Source organism: Mesorhizobium sp. M0296, assembly GCF_040321675.1.
In the GTDB taxonomy this organism is placed as follows: Bacteria; Pseudomonadota; Alphaproteobacteria; order Rhizobiales; family Rhizobiaceae; genus Mesorhizobium.
Genome location: NZ_JAMYRZ010000031.1, coordinates 68,028 through 86,007, shown reverse-complemented (window position 1 = coordinate 86,007; position 17,980 = coordinate 68,028). Strand labels below are relative to the sequence as shown.

The following is a 17,980-nucleotide window of genomic DNA, read 5'->3' as shown; positions in this document are numbered from 1 at the left end:
GATCATCCGAAAGAGGTCGCGTCATCCGATGCTGGCCTCCACTCCAGCCAGCATCTTGAATCACAAAACCGACTGATCCGGAATCCCCTTCGATTCCGTCAAATCAGGAACCGCTCTAAGGCGCGCCAGACCCGGTCAGCGAACAGGCCACGCGAGTTTCACACGGGGCAAAACCTTCGTCGGTTCAGCCCCGCAGAAAGCCGTCTTAGCCGGCGGCCGCTGAACAATGCGGCCGCGAACCGGGTACGCCTCAGACGTACCGGTTGACGATGTTTTCGAGCAATTCCTGGCGGCCGGATCTGGGCTGCGGCTCGATCTTCTCTTTGACGACGCGCTCGGCGATTTCCTCCAGCGTGCGCTTGCCGGCAAGCATCGCCTTGGCCTCGGCCGAATCCCAGCCGGCATAGCGCTCGGCGAGCGGGGCGGACAGCGCCTTGTCCTCGACCATGCGCGCTGCCGCCTTCAGGCCGCGAGCGCAGCAGTCCATGCCCCCGATATGGCCGATCAGCAGGTCCTGCGGATCGAGCGACTGGCGCCTGAGCTTGGCGTCGAAATTGGTGCCGCCGGTCTTGAAGCCGCCGGCCTGCAGCACCTGATAGTAGGCCAGAGCCATCTCCGGCACATTGTTGGGGAACTGGTCGGTGTCCCAGCCCGACTGGTAGTCGTTGCGGTTCATGTCGATCGAGCCGAAAATGCCGAGCGCATTGGCCAGCGCCAGTTCATGTTCGAACGAATGGCCGGCCAGGATGGCGTGGCCCTGCTCGATGTTGAGCTTGACCTCGTTCTCCAGTCCGAAACGCTTGAGGAAGCCATAGACGGTGGCGACGTCGTAATCATACTGGTGCTTGGTCGGCTCCTGCGGCTTCGGCTCGATCAGGATGGTGCCTTCGAAGCCGATCCTGTGCTTGTAATCGACGACCAGATTGAGGAAACGGCCGGCCTGTTCCTGCTCGCGGGCAAGGTCGGTGTTGAGCAGCGTCTCATAGCCCTCGCGGCCGCCCCACAGCACGTAGTTCTCGCCGTTCAGACGCTTGGTGACGTCGATGCAGTGTTTCACCGTCGCCGCCGAATAGGCAAAGACGTCCGGATCGGGATTGGTGGCGGCGCCCGACATGAAGCGGCGGTTGGAGAACAGGTTGGCCGTGCCCCACAGCAGCTTGACGCCGGTCTGCTTCATCTTTCCCGAGAAATAATCGGCGATCTCGTCGAGCCGCGCCGCACTTTCGGAAAAGTCCCGGCCCTCCGGCCGCACGTCGGCATCGTGGAAGCAGAAATAAGGCGCACCCAGCAGCGAAAACATCTCGAAGGCGACGTCGGCCTTGAGCTTGGCCAGCTCCATGGTGTCGGTGCTGCCGGCCTTCGGAAACCATGGCCGGTCGAACGTCTGACCGCCGAACGGATCGCCGCCCGGCCAGGCGAAGGAATGCCAATAGGCGACGGCAAAGCGCAGATGGTCTTCCAGCCGCTTGCCGGCGACGATCTCGTCGGGATTGTAGAACCGATAGGCCAGCGGATTGGTCGAATCCGGTCCCTCGTATTTGATCTGTTGGATGTCGCCGAAAAAACCGCTGCTCATGTCTTTTTTCCTCTCGCATGGTTCGGCCTGATTACCTCAGGCGTAATTGGTTTCGCGCTGACGCTGGTCGAAAAGGCTCATGTCAAAGCCACCCAACGAAGGAGACAGACCATGACCGACCTCAACACCATTGCCGAAAACTACATCGCCGCCTGGAACGAGAGCGACGCCGCGCGCAGAAAAGCCTTGCTCGAGGCGACCTTTACCGAGGACGTCGGCTATCGCGATCCGATCATGCGGGGCGACGGCCATGACGGCATCGCGGCGCTGATCGACGGCGTGCAGCAGCGCTTTGCCGGCTTCAGGTTCTCGCTGAAAGGCAAGCCGGACGGCTTCGCCGATACCATCCGCTTCTCCTGGAACCTCGGGCCGGACGGCACCGAATCCGTCATCGAAGGCACCGATATCGGCGTCATCGAAAATGGCCGGCTGAAAAGCGTCACCGGCTTTCTCGACAAGGTGCCGGCACAGTGAGGCCTTCTCGGCAGGCCACGGCGAGGGCGGGAAACCGCTCACGCCGTGGCGCTCCTGATCGCCGGGTAAAGCTGGCGGTAGCGCTGATAGGCATCTGCATAGGCACCGCCGAGGGCGGCGACCGGCTCGACCGTGGCGTCGGTCGCCGGCGCCGTGCACACGGCGCGCGGATCGGCGCCTGTCGCCGCGATCAGGCCAAGCCGGGCCGCTCCGAAGGCGGCGCCGAAATCGCCGTCGGCTGGGATATCGACTGGCAGGCCAAGCGCTGTGGCGATGGCCTTCAGCCAGTAGCGCGAACGCGAGCCGCCGCCGATCGCCGTCACCCGGGTCAGCGTCGTGCCGGCTTTGGCCAGGGCTTCGAGGCTGTCGCGGAAAGCGAAGGCGACGCCTTCGAGCACGGCCTGAGTCAGCGCCGCGCGGCCGGACTCGTGGGCAAGCCCGGTAAAGGCGCCCCGAATGACGGAATCATTGTGAGGCGTCCGCTCGCCTGACAGGTACGGCAGGAAGGAGACACCGCTCGGCGCTTGCAGCGAATCGCCGAGTTCGGCGGTCAACTCGCCAGCACTTTTTCCAGCGATCCCCGACAGCCAGTTGAGCGAATCGGTTGCCGACAGGATGACGCCCATCTGGTGCCAGGTGCCGGGCAGTGCGTGGCAGAAGGTATGCACCGCGCTTTCCGGATTGGGCAGATACGACGCGTTGGCGGCGAAAAGCACGCCCGACGTGCCGAGCGAGACGAACGCCTGCCCGGCGCCGACCGTGCCCATGCCGCAGGCCGAAGCCGCATTGTCGCCGGCACCGCCGGCGATCGGAATGCCTGATGGCATGCCCCATTTCGCAGCCAGTTCGGCGCGCAAGGCACCGGCCTTTGCCGTGCCTTCGACCAACGACGGCATCTGCCTTTCGTCGAGCGACGTGACGGCAAGCAGTTCGGCGGACCAGGCGCGTCTGCCGACATCAAGCCACGACGTGCCAGCCGAATCCGACATTTCCGAAATGTGCTCGCCGGCGAGCCAGAGCCGCAAAAAGTCCTTCGGTAGCAGGACCTTTGCCACCCTGGCAAAAACATCCGGTTCGTTGTTCTTGGCCCAGGCCAGCTTTGGCGCGGTGAAACCGGGAAAGACGATGTTGCCGGTCAGCTTGCGAAAGCGCGGGTCGGCGTCGAGTGCAGCCGCCTCGGCGTGGCTGCGTGTGTCGTTCCATAGAATGCAGGGGCGCAGCACCTGGTCGGCGGCATCGAGCAGAGTGGCGCCATGCATATGGCCGGAAAGGCCGATGCCTTTGACCGCCGCGAGTTCCTTCGCATGTATGGACCGCAGCTCGCCGACCGCCGCTTCGCAGGCGCGCATCCAGTCGGCCGGGTTCTGCTCGGACCAGCCGGGATGCGGGCGCGACACGTCGAGCGGCGCATGGCCGGAACCGACGATGCTCTGCCTTGCATCGATCAGCAGCGCCTTGACGCCCGAGGTGCCGAGATCGAGGCCGAGATACATGTTTCCTCCCATGTCCGTCATGCCTGGCGGCGACGGTCTTTCTTGCTTCCCCGCCCAGTCCTGTGACACGGGCGGCGAAGATATCCCGGCAATCGTGCCGCCGGAAACGCACCCCGGTCAACACGCGAAGATTTTTTCGGCGCTCGAAAAAATCTGGTCGGGGCAGTTTTTAAGGCAAGATGTGGCCTTGGTCAATTCGCCGCGAGAGCGGTTGCACGCCGTGAAAACAGTGCCGACAACGGGCTGTCCGGCCGTGCCAGCGCGCGTTCCGCCGCAAGCGCCCTCGCCAGCGCGCCATCACCGGAACGCAATGCCGCTTCGATCAGCGTCAGGTCGATGACGTCGCGTTGGGCGTGGCTGCCGCCGAAGCGATGGGCGATTGCCCGGATCGGCCGGATCAGGCGTATCGTCCCGGCATAATTGCCCTCGCCGAATGCCTTGATGGCGAGCGTCAGGGGATGGCCGACATCCCTGGTGAAAGCAGCGTTGTCGTCCTTGCCGCGCATCGCCTCGCGCTGCGCCTCGAGCAAGTTGCGGGCGGGCGCTTCGAGGCCGGCACCGACAAACGCCATCATCGCGTGGGCGTCGTTGAAGGCATAATGGCCGGCGTTGGCCTTGGGCAACCAGTTGGCGGCGAGTGCCGTCCAGCGCTCGCCGACGTCGACGCCGCCGAGATGCAGCCGCCACAGGATCGCCGAGGCATCGACCATGTTGAGCGCCAGCGTCGAGCGCTCGCCATAGATCGGCCCGTCGTAGAGCGCCAGCACCTCGTCGGTCTCGCCGAGATCATAATGGAACAGCGCCAGATGCCACCAATTATGCACCTGCAGGAAGCTTTCCCGCGTCCACGCTTCGGGATTGGCGCGCATCCACAGAATGCCGTCCTTCTGCCGGCTCTGCATCTCCATGACATGGGCCACCGCATGCTGGGCCCAGCCGTCGCGCGGCTCGAGATCCACCGCCGTGCGGCCAAGTTTTTCGGCGCGCGCGTAGTCGCCCATTTCCTCCAGGCCAAAGGCCTGCATCCCGAGTATGGCGTGATAGCCCGGCATGCCGCTCTGCCAGGACGGCAGCGCGCGGCCGATGCGGTCGCGCAGCATGCGCGCATTGCCGGTGAAGAAGTCGATTTGGTGGCCGGTCTGCAGCGCCAGCGCATCGAGCGGAAACTCGATGGCGATATCCTCCAGCACGCGGGCGGCTTCGTGCCAGCGTCCCTCTGCAAGGTGGCCAAGGGCGGCGACATGCGCCTGCTCGCGCGTCGTCGCGGCAAGTGGCAGCGCTGCCTCGTGACATGCCTTGGCCACCGCCGTCGCTTCGCGCTCTGTGGCAAGGCCAAAGAGATAACCCTTGAACACATGCGCCATGACGAAGCCGGGATCTTCGGCGATTGCCCGGTCAACGGAACCGACCGGATCGCCGATGAAGCACTGCAATTCGCGCACAGCCCGGCTGTAGGACGAGAACCCGGCCTCCGTCGCGCCAGACAGTGTCAGGCCGAATGCATCGCTCACCGCCATGGTCTGTCCTCAGTTGCCCGAGCGCATCGCCACTGTCGCTATCCCGGCGCTGACCAGCAGCGTGCCGCCGGTGCGGTTGAAGATGCGGATCGCCTTTGGGTTGCGCACGACGTTGCGCGCCCTTGCCGCGATCAGCGCATAACCGAAGGCATTGGCGAAGGCGAGCGCCAGGAAGGTCGTCTCGAAGATCAGCATCTGTGTCCAGAAATCCGCATGCCGGTCGAGGAACTGTGGCAGGAAGGCGACAAAAAAGGTGATGCTTTTCGGATTGAGCGCGGTAACCAGCCAGGCATGCGCCATCATTTTCGCCGACGACACCGCATCGGTGCGCGGTTCGGCCCGGAGCGCGCCGCCGGCGCGAAACAGCTTGATGCCGAGATAGATCAGATAGCCGGCGCCGATCACCTTCAGCACGGTAAACACGGTGGCCGACGCCGCCAGCAGCGCGCCGATGCCCAGCATCGACAATGTCATCGCGGTGAAGTCGCCGAGCGCCACGCCGACTGCCATCGGCAGCGCGGTGCGCCAGCCCTGGCCGAGCGCATAGGACACCACCAGCAGGATGGTCGGACCTGGAATGACCAGAAGGACTGCCGAGGCAGCGGCAAAAGCGGCCCAGTTTTCGAAGGACATTTTCTTCTCCTTGAGCTCAAAGAAGAGGATAAATCCTTGGTCCCGCGCAGATGTAAAGAGGCAAAAATCGAAAAAGCCCCTCGTTAATGCCAGGCGGCCAGCCTTCACGCTTTTTCAACCATGATTGGCGAAAATGCCTGCTATTCGGCCGGACCGTGTTTCCCGTCGACAGCGTAGGGTTTGGGTAAATGCGTGAGTTGCCGCAAGGTCTGTGGCTGCCGCACAACGGCGACGCAATCGAAACCGAAATACAGCTTTCCCGTCGCACGGTGCTGTCCGGCGCCGGTGCGCTGGCGCTGCTCGGCGTCGCCGGCTGCAGCCAGACGCTGGATCTGCCGTCGCTCCAGCTCGACGACGTCACCACCGGCTCGATCCGGCCCATCCGTCCGAGTATCAGCGTCGACAAGAACATTACCAGCCCCGACGTGATGTACGCTTCGCTCACCGACGGTGGCTTCAATGTGCCGGAAGTGCCCTATCTCAAGGTCAAGCCGGAGTTCCGCCGCCAGATCGTCGTCGATCCGACCGGCGAGCAACCCGGCACCATCGTCGTTCACTCGCAGGAACGGCTGCTCTATCTGGTGCAGCCCAGCGGCGATGCGATCCGCTACGGCGTCGGCATCGGCAAGGACGGGTTTCGCTGGTCCGGCCGCGCCAACATCCAGTACGGCAAGGAATGGCCGGTCTGGACCCCGCCGCCCGAGATGATCACCCGCAGGCCGGAACTGGTGAAATGGCAAAGCGGACAGCCGGGCGGCCTCGACAATCCGCTCGGCGCGCGTGCCCTCTACATCTATCAGAACGGCAGCGACACCGGCTATCGCATCCACGGCTCGCCCGAATGGTGGAGCATCGGCCAGGCGATGTCGTCGGGCTGCGTGCGCCTGATCAACCAGGACATCATCGATCTCTACAGCCGCGTCTCCAAGAAGAATCCGGTCGTCGTCGTCTGACCGGCGGCCAAGGCTCGAGCGATTACTCTGCCGGCTAGCGCTGCACACCCATGTACTACAATTTTGTGCGAATTCATGCGACGCTTCGCCTTGCCCGGCCATGTCCGCTCGCGTGACTGACAAGTTTTGGGAGATCGCGACATCGTTGCGCTGATCGAGGCGAGCGAAGCGGAGAAGCCGACCATGCGTGGTCCCTGCAAGAAGCAAGAAAGCAATTGATGCCGATTGTCAGGATAGCCGAACTGGAAATCGATCCTAAGCAGATCGGCAGCTACAGGGCCCTGCTTGCTGAAGAGATTGAGGCTTCTGTACGCGTCGAGCCGGGCGTGCTTTTCCTTCATGCGGTGGCAGTAAAAGGCACGCCTGAAAAGGTGCGCGTGATCGAATGCTACGCCGATCAGGCGGCCTATGAGGCCCACCTGACCACGCCGCACTTTCTCAAATACAAGGCGCAGACGGCGAGTATGGTCAGGTCACTTCGGCTCGTCGAAACGGATCCTATCGCGCTGCAAGCGAAGAGTGGCTCGATTTCAAACTGACCCACTGCCTCTGCCGTTGCGCGATGCCGCAAGACAGGCGAATGTGCCTGCGATTTTCACCGCCCGGGAGACGTGAACAATGGCCGGAACTTTTGTCATCGCGCAAGGCGGCGGCCCGACCGCCGTCATCAACCAGACCGTGGTGGGTGCTGCGCTCGAAATCCGCAAGCGGCATCCCGGAGCCAAGGTCCTTGGTTCCATCCACGGCGTGCGCGGCATTCGTGACGGCAATTACGTCGATCTTTCCGCCATCCCCGAGGACCGCCTGCGGCTGATCGCGGCGACACCGAGCGCCGCGCTTGGTTCGACGCGCGACAAGCCGGATGCCGCCTATTGCGACCTCATCCTCAACGGCTTGAAGAAAGCCGGCGCCGATGCCTTCATCTATATCGGCGGCAACGACACCTCGGGCACGCAGCAGATCCTCACCGACGCCGCCGGCGGCAAGATCGCCTTCGTCCACGCGCCGAAAACCATCGACAACGATCTCGAGGAGAACGATCACACGCCCGGCTTCATGTCGGCGGCCGAGTTCGTCGCCGGCGCGTTTCTTTCGGTCGATCTCGATTTCCGCGCTTTGCCGGGCATTTATGTCGGCATCGTCATGGGGCGGCATGCCGGCTTCCTGACGGCCGCGTCCGCGGCCTGGCAGCTCGATCAGGACAGCGGCCCGCATCTCGTCTACGTGCCGGAGCGGCCGTTCTCCGCGGCGGGCTTCATCGACGACGTTCGTGCAACGCTCGACCGCCACAAGCGCTGCATCGTTGCCGTCTCCGAAGGCGTCAGCACCGCCGACGGCAAAGCGCTGGTCGAAAGCCTGGTGCCGCCGGAAAGGCTGGAGCGCGACCAGCATGGCAACGTCAAGCTGTCGGGCAGCGACCTGCCGGCAGCCTTGGAGCGCGCGCTCGCCGAAGGATTGCCGGGCAAGCGGGCGCGCGTCGATGCGCTCGGCTATATGCCGCGCGGCTATGTCGGCGCCATCAGCGCGGTGGACGCGCAGGAGGCCTTCGATGCCGGTGCCTTCGCGGTCACGGTGGCCGACGAGGGGGGCGGTTCGGTGGCGCTGCAATATGACGGCAAGAAAACGCTGCTGAAGAAGGTGCCGCTGAAGAACGTCGCCGGCAAGACGCGCCATATGCCGGATGATTTCATGCTGCCGGATGTCAACCGGCTGTCCGGTGCGGGGATGGCCTATCTGAAGCGGCTGGTCCCGCAAAAGTACAAGGTCGGCAAGCCGTTCGTCTGATGCCGGCCTTGATCTGATGGACAGCTGGTTCAGCAAAACAATCGTCGACGCCAAGACGACGATGCTGACCGAGCCCTTCGTGCACGAATTCGTGCGCGCCAACATCTGGCATCTGCGCGGCCGCGATGTCGACCTGCTGGTCGACACCGGCATGGGGATCTGCCCGCTGGCGCCGCAGATCGACACGCCGTCCGGCAAGCCGCTGCTCGTCGTCGCCACGCATATCCATCTCGATCATGTCGGCTCGCTGCACGAGTTTCCGTTGCGGGCAGGGCCGCGCCACAGCGCCGCACAGTTCGACAGCATGGATGAAGCGGTGACCTACGCCTACATGTTCCATGATCTGGAAGGCGCCGTCTCCAGGCTGCCGGCAAAAGGCTGGAAGGCGGCCGATTACAGGATTGCGCCGGCGCCGCTGGCCCGGACCCTGGACGAGGGCGATAGGATCGACCTCGGCGACCGCCAATTCCGCGTCCTGCATCTGCCCGGCCACTCTCCGGATTCGATCGCGCTGTTCGACGAGGCTGACGGCCTGTTCTTCGCCGGCGACGCCATCTACGACGCCATGCTGATCGACGACCTGCCGGATTCGGATCGTGCCGCCTATCGCCGCACGATGCAGCGCCTGCTCGAGCTGCCGATCCGGATCGGCCATGGCGGCCATGGACCGAGCTTCGATGGCAGGCGGATGCGCGAGATCGCCACCACCTATCTCAGCCGGACGGACCGGAAAGGCGAATAGGAGGCCTCGGCTGAGGCGGCGCAAATCTGAAGCGATTTGTCTTGCGCAGCTATTTTGTTCTTGCTTTGTGCCGGCAGCTATGCTACTAATATCGGTATGGTGCTGATTCGCCCCAACCGACCCGCCCCTCCCGAGGCGGGTTTTGTATTTTCGGGTTTCGGCGGCAACGCCGCGAGGCGGTTGCCGGCTGGAAATTAAATCTTCGTAATATTATCTGGAAACCATAATCGGCGCCCTAGATGCGGGGCTGTCGATCCGGTCGGCTGCCGTGACAGGCGAGACAGGCAAGGCCGACGACCGACGCGCCGATGAATTGTTCCGGTGACGGAACGTCGCGGCGCAAGACCAATCTCTCGCCCGGACAACGGCCATGTCACCAATCCAGACCCTTCGCAGACATCGCGTCGCCGCTTTGCTGGGCGCCGCGCTGATCGTCAGCCCCTTCGCCCTGTCCTTCGCTCCCAGGCTGAATGATGTCCTGGCGGCAACAGTGACCCCACCTGTCACCGGCATGACGGCGCCCCGCGGCTCGTTCGCTCCGGTCGTGGCGGCCGACAAACCGGCAGTGGTGACGATCACCACCCTCATGAAATCGGCGCAGTCGGACACCACGAGCGAGGCCTCCCCATTCGGTGGCAACGAGTTCGGTGGCAACTCGCCTTTCGACGACTATTTCCGCCGTTTCTTCGGTGACCAGGGACTGCCCGCCCCCAAGACACCGCCGGAACAGGCGCCGCGCACCGAGGCCCTCGGCTCAGGCTTCATCGTCGGTGCCGACGGCATGATCGTCACCAACAATCACGTCGTCGACGGCGCCCAGTCGGTCAAGGTGATGCTCGACGACGGCACCGAGCTTCCCGCCAAATTGATCGGCCATGACACGAAGAACGACCTTGCCGTGCTCAAGGTCAACGCCGGCAAGCCCTTGCCGACCGTCAAATGGGGCGATTCGGACAAGCTCATGCCGGGCGACCAGGTGCTCGCCTTCGGCAATCCTTTCGGCCTTGGCACCACGGTCACCGCCGGCATTGTCTCGGCGCGCGGCCGCGATCTGCACAGCGGCCCGTTTGACGACTTCATCCAGATCGACGCACCGATCAACCGGGGCAATTCCGGCGGCCCGCTGACGGATGTGTACGGCGATGTCGTCGGCATCAACACCGCGATCTTTTCGCCGAATGGCGGCAGCGTCGGCGTCGGCTTCGCCATCCCCTCGGACCAGGCGCAAAAGGTCGTCGCCAAGCTGATGAAGGGCGGCTCCATCCAGTACGGCTATCTCGGCGTCCAGATCCAGCCGGTGACGCCTGATGTGGCGAGCGCCATCGGCCTCGATCACCCTACCGGCGTGCTGGTCGCGCAGGTCAGCGACGGATCGCCGGCCGCCAAGGCCGGCATCGAGACCGGCGATGTCATTACCAGCTTCGCCGGCCAGGACATAAAGGATCCGAGGGATCTGTCGCGCGCCGTCGCTGACGTTGCGCCTGGCACGAGGGAAGCCCTCAATGTCTGGCGCAAGGGGAAAAGCCTGCAGATCTCCGTCGAGATCGGGCGCAACGAAGACGACACGGCGACGGGATCGGTGACCGGCGATTCAGGTCAGCCGTCGACGGGGCAGGGCCTTCGCGCACCGGCGCTCGGTCTCGGCCTGATGGACGTCACTCCTGATGTGCGCCAGGCAATGAACCTGCCAGAAAACCAGCACGGCGCACTGGTCGAGCGCGTCGACCCGAACAAGGCGGCGTCGGCTTCCGGCATCCAGCCCGGCGACATCATCGTCGGCGTCGACCAGACTCCGGTGAGGAGCGCCAGACAGGCTAACCAGGCGATTGTGCAGGCTGCCAAATCCGGCAAGAAATCGGTGCTGCTGCTTGTCGAGCGCGGCGACGCCCAGATGTTCGTCGCCGTCCCCTTCGCCAGTGGCTGAAGCGGGCGCCGCGCTGCCATGATCGATGTAGAGCATTGCCGCCAGGCCGGAGCCAAGATTTCGGTTGCCCGGGCTCGCGTCTTCGAGAAAACTGACAAAGGTCGGTTGGACCTTGCGCAAACGATATTCTCGATGGTTACCCGAGGCTTCTCTTCCGGACGAAAGCCGCCGACGGATACGGATGCACGTATCCCGCCGGGGCAATATCTCGAGCAAGGTTTCCCGGTCCTGTCGGCCGGCCCGACGCCGCATGTCCGCACCGAGGATTGGTCGTTCACGCTTAAGCACGGGCCGCGGCCGATCAAGAAGTGGAACTGGGCCGAGTTCAACGCGCTGCCCTTGACCAAGATGACGCGCGACATCCATTGCGTCACCGCATGGACCAAGTTCGACACGGCGTGGCAGGGCGTGCTCGTCGACGACATCCTTGCCGACGCCGGCATCGAGCCGCCCACCGCCTTCACGCTGGCGCTGGGTTTCGACGGCTATTCCACCAACGTGCCGACGAAGGATCTCACCGGCGGCAAGGCGATGGTGGCGCTGCTTTATGAAGGCAAGCCGATCACGTCTGACCATGGCGGCCCGGCCCGGCTGCTCGTTCCGCATCTCTATTTCTGGAAATCGGCCAAATGGCTGAACGGGCTGCAGTTCACCGAGCGTGACGAGCCGGGTTTCTGGGAGTTGCGAGGCTATCATATCTATGGCGATCCGTGGCGCGAGCAGCGCTACACGAACGATCCATGAGCGACGCACCGGCGGCGCAGTCGCCCTGGCAGACGGTCACCATCACCCGCATCCAAAAGCGTACGCCGCGCGTCACCAGCTTTTTCCTGCAGCCGTCGCGGCCCTTCGCTTACCGGGCCGGACAGCATGTCGATGTCAGATTGACGGCGCCGGACGGCTATCAGGCGCGCCGCTCCTACTCCATCGCCTCGGCGCCGGAGACCGGCGAGACCATCGAGCTGGCGATTGAAAAACTCGAGGACGGCGAGGTCTCGCCGTTCTTTCACGAGATCGCGGCGGTGGGCGACGAGGTCGAATTGCGCGGGCCGCTCGGCGGCCATTTCGTCTGGTCCGACGGCGATGGCGGACCGCTCCTGCTCGTCGGCGGTGGGTCGGGCGTGGTGCCGCTGATGTCGATGCTCCGTCACCGGGCGATGCGGGGATCGCTGGTCGCCGCCGCCTTGGTGTTTTCGGCGCGGGTCTGGGACGAGGTGATCTTTCGCGACGAGCTGATCGACCTCGCCGAGCGCCGGGATGGCTTCGACCTGGTGCTGACGCTGACGCGCGAGCCGGCCCGCCGATCGTCGGATTATGCGCGGCGGGTCGACGCCGCGATGATGGTGCAAGCCATGACCAGGCTGCCGGCGCCGCCGAAGCTCGCCTTTGTCTGCGGCTCGAACGCGTTCGTGACGGCCGCCGCCGAGGCGCTGATCGATGCCGGCGTTCCCGCGGCTCTCATCCGCACCGAACGCTACGGGGTCTGACCTGGTTCTTGCGCGGTTGCTGCCTTCGCCGGCCGGCATAAGCGGGCCGAAAACCGGCAGAACGGTGAGGCCGCATTCGGCCGAAATGGTTAACGATTCGACAAAGAACCTCGGCCGCGACTTTTATCGGTTTAAAAAATCGAACCGAACGGTTCGTTTCTGTTGACAATGCGTGCAGGACGCTGTGAACGCTGCCTCCCCAGGTCACCTTGCAGCCAGACCGATACTATGGGCTATCTACTTGATATGTAGCAATAAAATTGTGGCGAAGGGAATCTCTGGCACAATTTCAAGGTGTAGATTCTTGGTCCACACCAAACAACTTCGTGATTGGAAACTGGCCATCGCCTTTCCCACATCGGGGCTGTCCGAACGACGCGAATTCCTCCCAAGACACGCCGTTGGACGGACGGAAAAACTGAGATACTGGAGTACTAAAATGAAAAAGATCGCTCTTGCCGCCGTCGCCGTTTTGGCCATCACCGGCAGCGCCTTCGCTGGCAGCGACAACTTTGGTTCCAAGGGTGCGAACCAGCCTGCCGCTGCGGTCGACAGCTCGTATACGGCTTCCATTCAGAAGCCGGCTCATGCTGACCAGCAGCCTGTCCAGGGCGCCGACCGTAACCTCTTCGGCAACAATTAACAGCCGATCCCAGCATCAGGGCGGCGGGCATATCCGCCGTCCGGGGATCTGAAAAATTCAGGAGTATTAAGATGAAAAAGATCGTTCTTGCTGCCGCCGCCGTTTTGGCCATCACCGGCAGCGCCTTCGCCGGCAGCGACAACTTTGGTTCCAACGGAGCCAACCGGCCTGCCGTCTCGGTCGACAGCTCCTACACGGCTTCCGTCAAGACGTCGGACCAGGCTGAAAAGCAGCCGGTTGTCCAGGGCGCCGACCGTAACCTCTTCGGCAACAGCTAACAGCCGATCCCACCATCAAGGCGGCGGCATGCCCGCCGCTTGATTCGAAAATCCAGGAGTACCCAAATGAAAAAGATTGTTCTTACTGCCGCCGCTCTCTTGATTGCCGCCGGCAGCGCTTATGCCCGCAACGACAATGTTGGCGGGACCGACATCAACAAGCAGTCGACCGTCAACGTCGACAACACGCAGACGTATTCGGTACGTGACAGCAACTCGCCGATCTACAAGCTGCTGAATTCGTCTGGCGATGTGCCCAAGTCCGCGCCTCAGGGCGCCGACCGCAACCTCTTCGGCAACAACTAGAGCAAATTCCAGGAAAAGTGTGAAACGGTTTTCCCGGGAAAAGCGCGTAGCGCTTTCCCTTGGGAATTGCGTCAAAACAAAGAGATAGAGCGGTTCGGCGTTCCGTGAAACGATGAACCGCTCTAACGGCCGAACTGGAATTCCAGACAAGAGCGGCGGGCCATGCCCGCCGCTCTTGTTTTTTTGCATGGCGGAAGAACGCCTGCTTCAAGCCGCCTTTGCTTCTGCTTCATGGAGCGCGAAAGAGCGCCCGTCCGCATCGAAAATATGCAGGTCGCCGGCGTCCGCCGTCAGCCGCAGCGTCGCTCCGCGCTTGACCTCGACATTGCCCGGCAGCTTGGTCACCAGCGGCAGGTCGGCGCGGCCGATGTCGACATAGACGAGCTGGACCTCGCCGAGCTGCTCGACGTAATCGACCGTCCCTTCGAACAAATAGTCGGCGCCGGTGGCAATCATCAGATCCTCCGGCCGCACCCCGAAGCTCACCGCTGCGCCTTTCGCCGACGCAGGCGTTGCGATCGGCACCGTTGCCTTGCGGCCGCCGACATGACTGACGACCGTCGGGTTGCCGGTCTTGTCGATCGTCGCCGGCAGGATGTTCATCGCCGGCGAGCCGATGAACTGGGCGACGAACAGATTGCCGGGCCGCTTGTAGAGCTCCATCGGCGTGCCGACCTGTTCGATATGGCCTTCCTTCAGCACCACGATGCGGTCGGCCAGCGTCATCGCCTCGACCTGGTCGTGGGTGACGTAGATCATCGTTGTGGCCGGCATCGACTCCTTGAGCTTGGCGATCTCGATGCGGGTGGCGACGCGCAGCGCCGCGTCGAGGTTGGACAGCGGCTCGTCGAACAGGAAGACCTTGGGATTGCGCACGATGGCGCGGCCGATGGCGACGCGCTGGCGCTGGCCGCCCGACATCGCCTTGGGCAGACGGTCGAGATATTTGGTCAGCTGCAGGATCTCGGCCGCCTGGCGCACCCGCTTGTCGATCTCGGCCTTGCTTTCCTTGCCGATCTTCATCGAGAAGGCCATGTTGTCGTAGACGGTCATGTGCGGATAGAGCGCATAGGACTGGAACACCATGGCGATGCCGCGCTTTGACGGCGGCACGTCATTGACGATCTCGCCGTCGATCTTGAGCTCGCCCGAGGTGATCTCCTCCAGCCCGGCGATGCAGCGCAGCAAGGTCGACTTGCCGCAACCCGAGGGACCGACGAAGACGATGAATTCGCCCGACTTTATGTCGAGGTCGACGCCGTGCAGAATGTTGAGATTGCCATATGATTTCCTCACTTGCCTTAGCGTGACATCGGCCATGGTACCCTCCAGTTCTTCCTTGAATTCAGTCGATACGCCCGAACCAGGCGCCGTAGCCGCCGAGGCGGATAGTGCCGGCGCCAGTCTGTCCCGAAAACCCGTGTCCCGGCAAGGGCTGCAATGAGCGGCCGCCAAGATCGACCTCGGCAGGCTTTGCTCCGAGATTGAAGGCGCAGACGATCTGCTCGTTGCCTTCGCGGCGCGTGAAGGCGACAGTGTCGCCCTCGCTTTCGATGAACTCGATATCACCCTTGGCCAGTGCCGGATGGGCGCGGCGGAAAGCCAGGAAGCGCCGGTAGTGCTCGAGCAGCGAGCCGTCGTCGCCTTGCTGCACATTGACGGCTTGCGCAAGGTGCTTGCTGGGCACCGGCAGCCAGGGCTTTGCCGTCGAGAAGCCGCCATTGCGGGCAGCGCCGTCCCAAACCATCGGCGTACGGCAGCCGTCGCGTCCCTTGAATTCCGGCCAGAAGCGGATGCCGTATGGGTCCTGCAGATCCTCGAAGCTGAGCTCGGCCTCGCTGAGCCCGAGCTCCTCGCCCTGATAGATGCAGACCGAGCCGCGCAACGACATCAGCAGCGCCGAGATGACCTTGAGGTAGGCGGTCGGGTCGGGCTCGCCGGCTGCCCAGCGCGAGGCAGGGCGCATCACGTCATGGTTGGAGAAGGCCCAGCACGACCAGCCGTCGCTGGCCACCTTGCCGAAGGTTTCCAGCACCGAGCGTACCTTTGCCGCGCTGATCTTCTCCGGCGCCAGGAAGTCGAAGGAGTAACACATATGCACGCGCTTGCCGCCGGCCGTATAGGCCGCCACCACTTCCAGCCCACGCTGCGAATCGCCGACCTCGCCAACCGCGGCCGTCGCCGGGTATTCGTCGAGCAAGGCGCGGAAGCGTTCGAGGAAGCCGAGGTTTTCAGGCCGGCTCTTGTCGTAGAGATGGTCCTGGTAGTTGTAGGGGTTGACGGCCGGCGCCGTCTGGTCGTTGCGCTGCTCGGGCGGCAGCGGCGGATTGTCTTCCAGGCCTTGGCTGTGGAAATAGAAATTGATGGTATCGAGGCGGAAGCCGTCGACGCCGCGCTCCAGCCAGAAGCGGGTGACGTCGAGCAGCGCGTCCTGGACCGCGCGGCTGTGGAAATTGAGGTCGGGCTGCTCGGCCAGGAAATTATGCAGGTAATATTGCTGGCGGCTGGTGTCCCACTGCCAGGCCGAGCCGCCGAAGATCGACAGCCAGTTGTTGGGTGGCGTGCCGTCCGGCTTGGCATCCGCCCAGACATACCAGTCGGCTTTTGGATTGCTGCGGCTCGACCGGCTCTCCTTGAACCAGGGATGGATGTCGGCGGTGTGCGAGAGCACCTCGTCGATCATCACCTTGAGGCCAAGCCGATGCGCCTCTGCGGTCAGCGCGTCGAAGTCGGCCAGCGTGCCGAACATCGGATCGACATCGCAATAATCCGACACGTCGTAGCCAAAATCCTTCATCGGCGATTTGAAGAATGGCGAGATCCAGATGGCGTCGACACCGAGCGAGGCGATGTAGGCCAGCCGGCCGATCATGCCCCTGAGGTCGCCGATGCCGTCGCCGTTCGAATCCTGATAGCTGCGCGGGTAGATCTGGTAGATCACGGCACCTCGCCACCAGTCGCGATCTATAGCGAGATCTGGCTTCGGGGTGGCCTTCAAAGCGGATTGCATAATCTCAACCTCCTTTCACCGAGCCGGCAAGCAGCCCGCGGACGAAATAGCGCTGCAGCGAGAAGAACACGATCAGCGGCACGATGATGGTGACGAAGGCCGATGTCGTCAGGATCTCCCAGTCGCCGCCGCGCGAGCCGAGCAACGCATTGAGCTTGGCGGTAAGCACGATCTGGTCGCCCTCGGTACCAAGGAAAACCATCGCCACTAGCAGATCGTTCCACACCCAGAGAAACTGGAAGATGGCGAACGAGGCCAGCACCGGGAACGACAATGGCAGCACGATCTTGACGAAGATTTCGAAATCGCTGGCGCCGTCGATACGCGCCGACTCCATGATCTCGCGTGGCAGGCCGGCGATATAGCTCCTCAGAAGATAGATGGCGAAAGGCAGGCCGAAGCCGGTATGCGCCAGCCAGATGCCGAGATAGGTCTTCGACGGCACGCCGAAGAAGCTGCCGACGCCGTTATAGAGCTTCAACAGCGGGATCAGCGACATTTGCAGCGGCACGACCAGGAGGCCGATGATGACGGCGATGAGCAGGGCCCGGCCGGGAAAGCGCATCCAGGCCAAAGCGTAAGCGGCGAACGCGGCGATCAGGATCGGGATGACGGTCGCCGGAATGGTGACGGTCAGCGAGTTCATGAAGGAGCGGCCGATGCCTTCCGAAAACAGCACCGTGTCGTAATTGTCGGTGGTGAATTTCGGCGGCGCCGACGAGGCGTAATAGACGCGCTGGCCGCGTTCGCCTTCGAAAGCCTTCGGCGAGGTCATGACGAAACTGCCGTCGGCGTTGAGCTGCAGGGTCACGCCGTCGCCGAGATCGGCTGTCGTGCCGGCGGGATATTGCGTCGGCGCGGCCGACTTGACGCCGAAGGCGCTGATGTTGCGGGCCGGGCCGTCGCCGAAGATATTGCCCTGCAGGACGAACTTGCCGTCCTTCTCGACCTGCGCCGAGGCGGGCGGCAGCCGTCCGGCTTCCGTCTGGCTGGAACTGGTGAACGAGTTCCACCAGCCCGAAGCGATGATCTGATCCTTGTCGCGCAGCGACGAGACCAGAATGCCGAGCGTCGGGATCGTCCAGATCGCAACGAAGATGAAGACGGCGATATGGACGCCGAAACGGCTGACAAAGGACTTTCCGGTCGACACGGCCAT

General features: G+C 63.4%; 18 protein-coding genes. 11 read left to right on the top strand and 7 right to left on the bottom strand.

Features of this window, described 5'->3' with window-relative positions; translation table 11 throughout:
- Positions 1-250 precede the first annotated feature (250 nt).
- Entirely contained in the window at positions 251-1,576 is a 1,326-nt protein-coding gene (gene xylA / locus NKI97_RS25520; protein ID WP_352451611.1) for a xylose isomerase, read from the bottom strand.
- Between the two features lie 111 nt (positions 1,577-1,687).
- Between xylA and NKI97_RS25515 the strand changes: the two genes are divergently transcribed.
- Positions 1,688-2,050 (top strand): nuclear transport factor 2 family protein, encoded by a 363-nt coding sequence (locus NKI97_RS25515; RefSeq protein ID WP_352451610.1) that lies wholly within the window; start codon positions 1,688-1,690, stop codon positions 2,048-2,050.
- Positions 2,051-2,088: 38 nt separating this feature from the next.
- On the opposite strand, the gene xylB is transcribed toward NKI97_RS25515, so the two are convergent.
- The 3 genes from xylB to NKI97_RS25500 all read right to left on the bottom strand — a co-directional run bounded on the left by xylB (position 2,089) and on the right by NKI97_RS25500 (position 5,693).
- Entirely contained in the window at positions 2,089-3,543 is a 1,455-nt protein-coding gene (xylB, locus tag NKI97_RS25510) for a xylulokinase (protein ID WP_352837215.1), read from the bottom strand.
- Between the two features lie 191 nt (positions 3,544-3,734).
- Positions 3,735-5,060, bottom strand: coding sequence for a tetratricopeptide repeat protein (locus tag NKI97_RS25505; RefSeq protein WP_352837206.1), 1,326 nt, complete (start codon positions 5,058-5,060; stop codon positions 3,735-3,737).
- A 9-nt stretch (positions 5,061-5,069) separates the two neighbouring features.
- The gene (locus NKI97_RS25500) at positions 5,070-5,693 is read right to left on the bottom strand and encodes a LysE family translocator (protein WP_352451608.1); all 624 of its coding nucleotides are present in this window, start codon (positions 5,691-5,693) and stop codon (positions 5,070-5,072) included.
- A 188-nt stretch (positions 5,694-5,881) separates the two neighbouring features.
- Here NKI97_RS25500 and NKI97_RS25495 point away from each other — a divergent pair, with 188 nt between their 5' ends.
- The 10 genes from NKI97_RS25495 to NKI97_RS25450 all read left to right on the top strand — a co-directional run bounded on the left by NKI97_RS25495 (position 5,882) and on the right by NKI97_RS25450 (position 13,811).
- Entirely contained in the window at positions 5,882-6,646 is a 765-nt protein-coding gene (locus NKI97_RS25495; protein ID WP_352837203.1) for a L,D-transpeptidase, read from the top strand.
- A 218-nt stretch (positions 6,647-6,864) separates the two neighbouring features.
- Positions 6,865-7,185 (top strand): putative quinol monooxygenase, encoded by a 321-nt coding sequence (locus NKI97_RS25490; RefSeq protein ID WP_352837200.1) that lies wholly within the window; start codon positions 6,865-6,867, stop codon positions 7,183-7,185.
- A 79-nt stretch (positions 7,186-7,264) separates the two neighbouring features.
- Positions 7,265-8,431, top strand: coding sequence for a diphosphate--fructose-6-phosphate 1-phosphotransferase (locus NKI97_RS25485; RefSeq protein ID WP_352743866.1), 1,167 nt, complete (start codon positions 7,265-7,267; stop codon positions 8,429-8,431).
- Positions 8,432-8,447: 16 nt separating this feature from the next.
- Complete coding sequence (locus tag NKI97_RS25480) at positions 8,448-9,173, top strand: MBL fold metallo-hydrolase (protein WP_352837196.1); 726 nt, start codon at positions 8,448-8,450, stop codon at positions 9,171-9,173.
- Positions 9,174-9,543: 370 nt separating this feature from the next.
- The gene (locus tag NKI97_RS25475) at positions 9,544-11,097 is read left to right on the top strand and encodes a DegQ family serine endoprotease (protein WP_352451604.1); all 1,554 of its coding nucleotides are present in this window, start codon (positions 9,544-9,546) and stop codon (positions 11,095-11,097) included.
- A 132-nt stretch (positions 11,098-11,229) separates the two neighbouring features.
- Complete coding sequence (locus NKI97_RS25470) at positions 11,230-11,841, top strand: molybdopterin-dependent oxidoreductase (protein ID WP_352451603.1); 612 nt, start codon at positions 11,230-11,232, stop codon at positions 11,839-11,841.
- The gene (locus tag NKI97_RS25465) at positions 11,838-12,584 is read left to right on the top strand and encodes an FAD-binding oxidoreductase (protein WP_352451602.1); all 747 of its coding nucleotides are present in this window, start codon (positions 11,838-11,840) and stop codon (positions 12,582-12,584) included. The genes NKI97_RS25470 and NKI97_RS25465 overlap by 4 nt, the downstream gene beginning before the upstream one ends.
- A 439-nt stretch (positions 12,585-13,023) precedes the next feature.
- Positions 13,024-13,227: a DUF680 domain-containing protein gene (locus tag NKI97_RS25460; RefSeq protein WP_352837212.1), complete on the top strand. Its 204-nt coding sequence runs from the start codon at positions 13,024-13,026 to the stop codon at positions 13,225-13,227.
- A 71-nt stretch (positions 13,228-13,298) separates the two neighbouring features.
- Positions 13,299-13,505, top strand: a complete 207-nt coding sequence (locus NKI97_RS25455; protein ID WP_352837193.1) for a DUF680 domain-containing protein — start codon at positions 13,299-13,301, stop codon at positions 13,503-13,505.
- A 66-nt stretch (positions 13,506-13,571) separates the two neighbouring features.
- A complete protein-coding gene (locus tag NKI97_RS25450; protein ID WP_023680225.1) occupies positions 13,572-13,811 on the top strand; it encodes a DUF680 domain-containing protein in 240 nt (79 codons plus the stop codon).
- Positions 13,812-14,018: 207 nt separating this feature from the next.
- On the opposite strand, the gene NKI97_RS25445 is transcribed toward NKI97_RS25450, so the two are convergent.
- The 3 genes from NKI97_RS25445 to NKI97_RS25435 are packed head-to-tail and all read right to left on the bottom strand — an operon-like array spanning position 14,019 to position 17,980.
- Positions 14,019-15,131 carry an ABC transporter ATP-binding protein gene (locus tag NKI97_RS25445; RefSeq protein ID WP_023680224.1) on the bottom strand — a complete coding sequence of 371 codons (1,113 nt, stop codon included), beginning with the start codon at positions 15,129-15,131 and terminating at the stop codon, positions 14,019-14,021.
- A 25-nt stretch (positions 15,132-15,156) separates the two neighbouring features.
- A complete protein-coding gene (gene bglA, locus NKI97_RS25440) occupies positions 15,157-16,821 on the bottom strand; it encodes a beta-galactosidase BglA (protein ID WP_352590886.1) in 1,665 nt (554 codons plus the stop codon).
- Positions 16,822-16,825: 4 nt separating this feature from the next.
- Positions 16,826-17,980, bottom strand: a complete 1,155-nt coding sequence (locus NKI97_RS25435; RefSeq protein ID WP_352469838.1) for a carbohydrate ABC transporter permease — start codon at positions 17,978-17,980, stop codon at positions 16,826-16,828.

Bases quoted from the DNA above. Each gene is read 5' to 3' on its own strand.
- xylA (WP_352451611.1), bottom strand. From the start codon at position 1,576: ATGAGCAGCGGTTTTTTCGGCGACATCCAACAGATCAAATACGAGGGA.
- NKI97_RS25515 (WP_352451610.1), top strand. From the start codon at position 1,688: ATGACCGACCTCAACACCATTGCCGAAAACTACATCGCCGCCTGGAAC.
- xylB (WP_352837215.1), bottom strand. From the start codon at position 3,543: ATGTATCTCGGCCTCGATCTCGGCACCTCGGGCGTCAAGGCGCTGCTG.
- NKI97_RS25505 (WP_352837206.1), bottom strand. From the start codon at position 5,060: ATGGCGGTGAGCGATGCATTCGGCCTGACACTGTCTGGCGCGACGGAG.
- NKI97_RS25500 (WP_352451608.1), bottom strand. From the start codon at position 5,693: ATGTCCTTCGAAAACTGGGCCGCTTTTGCCGCTGCCTCGGCAGTCCTT.
- NKI97_RS25495 (WP_352837203.1), top strand. From the start codon at position 5,882: ATGCGTGAGTTGCCGCAAGGTCTGTGGCTGCCGCACAACGGCGACGCA.
- NKI97_RS25490 (WP_352837200.1), top strand. From the start codon at position 6,865: ATGCCGATTGTCAGGATAGCCGAACTGGAAATCGATCCTAAGCAGATC.
- NKI97_RS25485 (WP_352743866.1), top strand. From the start codon at position 7,265: ATGGCCGGAACTTTTGTCATCGCGCAAGGCGGCGGCCCGACCGCCGTC.
- NKI97_RS25480 (WP_352837196.1), top strand. From the start codon at position 8,448: ATGGACAGCTGGTTCAGCAAAACAATCGTCGACGCCAAGACGACGATG.
- NKI97_RS25475 (WP_352451604.1), top strand. From the start codon at position 9,544: ATGTCACCAATCCAGACCCTTCGCAGACATCGCGTCGCCGCTTTGCTG.
- NKI97_RS25470 (WP_352451603.1), top strand. From the start codon at position 11,230: ATGGTTACCCGAGGCTTCTCTTCCGGACGAAAGCCGCCGACGGATACG.
- NKI97_RS25465 (WP_352451602.1), top strand. From the start codon at position 11,838: ATGAGCGACGCACCGGCGGCGCAGTCGCCCTGGCAGACGGTCACCATC.
- NKI97_RS25460 (WP_352837212.1), top strand. From the start codon at position 13,024: ATGAAAAAGATCGCTCTTGCCGCCGTCGCCGTTTTGGCCATCACCGGC.
- NKI97_RS25455 (WP_352837193.1), top strand. From the start codon at position 13,299: ATGAAAAAGATCGTTCTTGCTGCCGCCGCCGTTTTGGCCATCACCGGC.
- NKI97_RS25450 (WP_023680225.1), top strand. From the start codon at position 13,572: ATGAAAAAGATTGTTCTTACTGCCGCCGCTCTCTTGATTGCCGCCGGC.
- NKI97_RS25445 (WP_023680224.1), bottom strand. From the start codon at position 15,131: ATGGCCGATGTCACGCTAAGGCAAGTGAGGAAATCATATGGCAATCTC.
- bglA (WP_352590886.1), bottom strand. From the start codon at position 16,821: ATGCAATCCGCTTTGAAGGCCACCCCGAAGCCAGATCTCGCTATAGAT.
- NKI97_RS25435 (WP_352469838.1), bottom strand. From the start codon at position 17,980: ATGGCCGTGTCGACCGGAAAGTCCTTTGTCAGCCGTTTCGGCGTCCAT.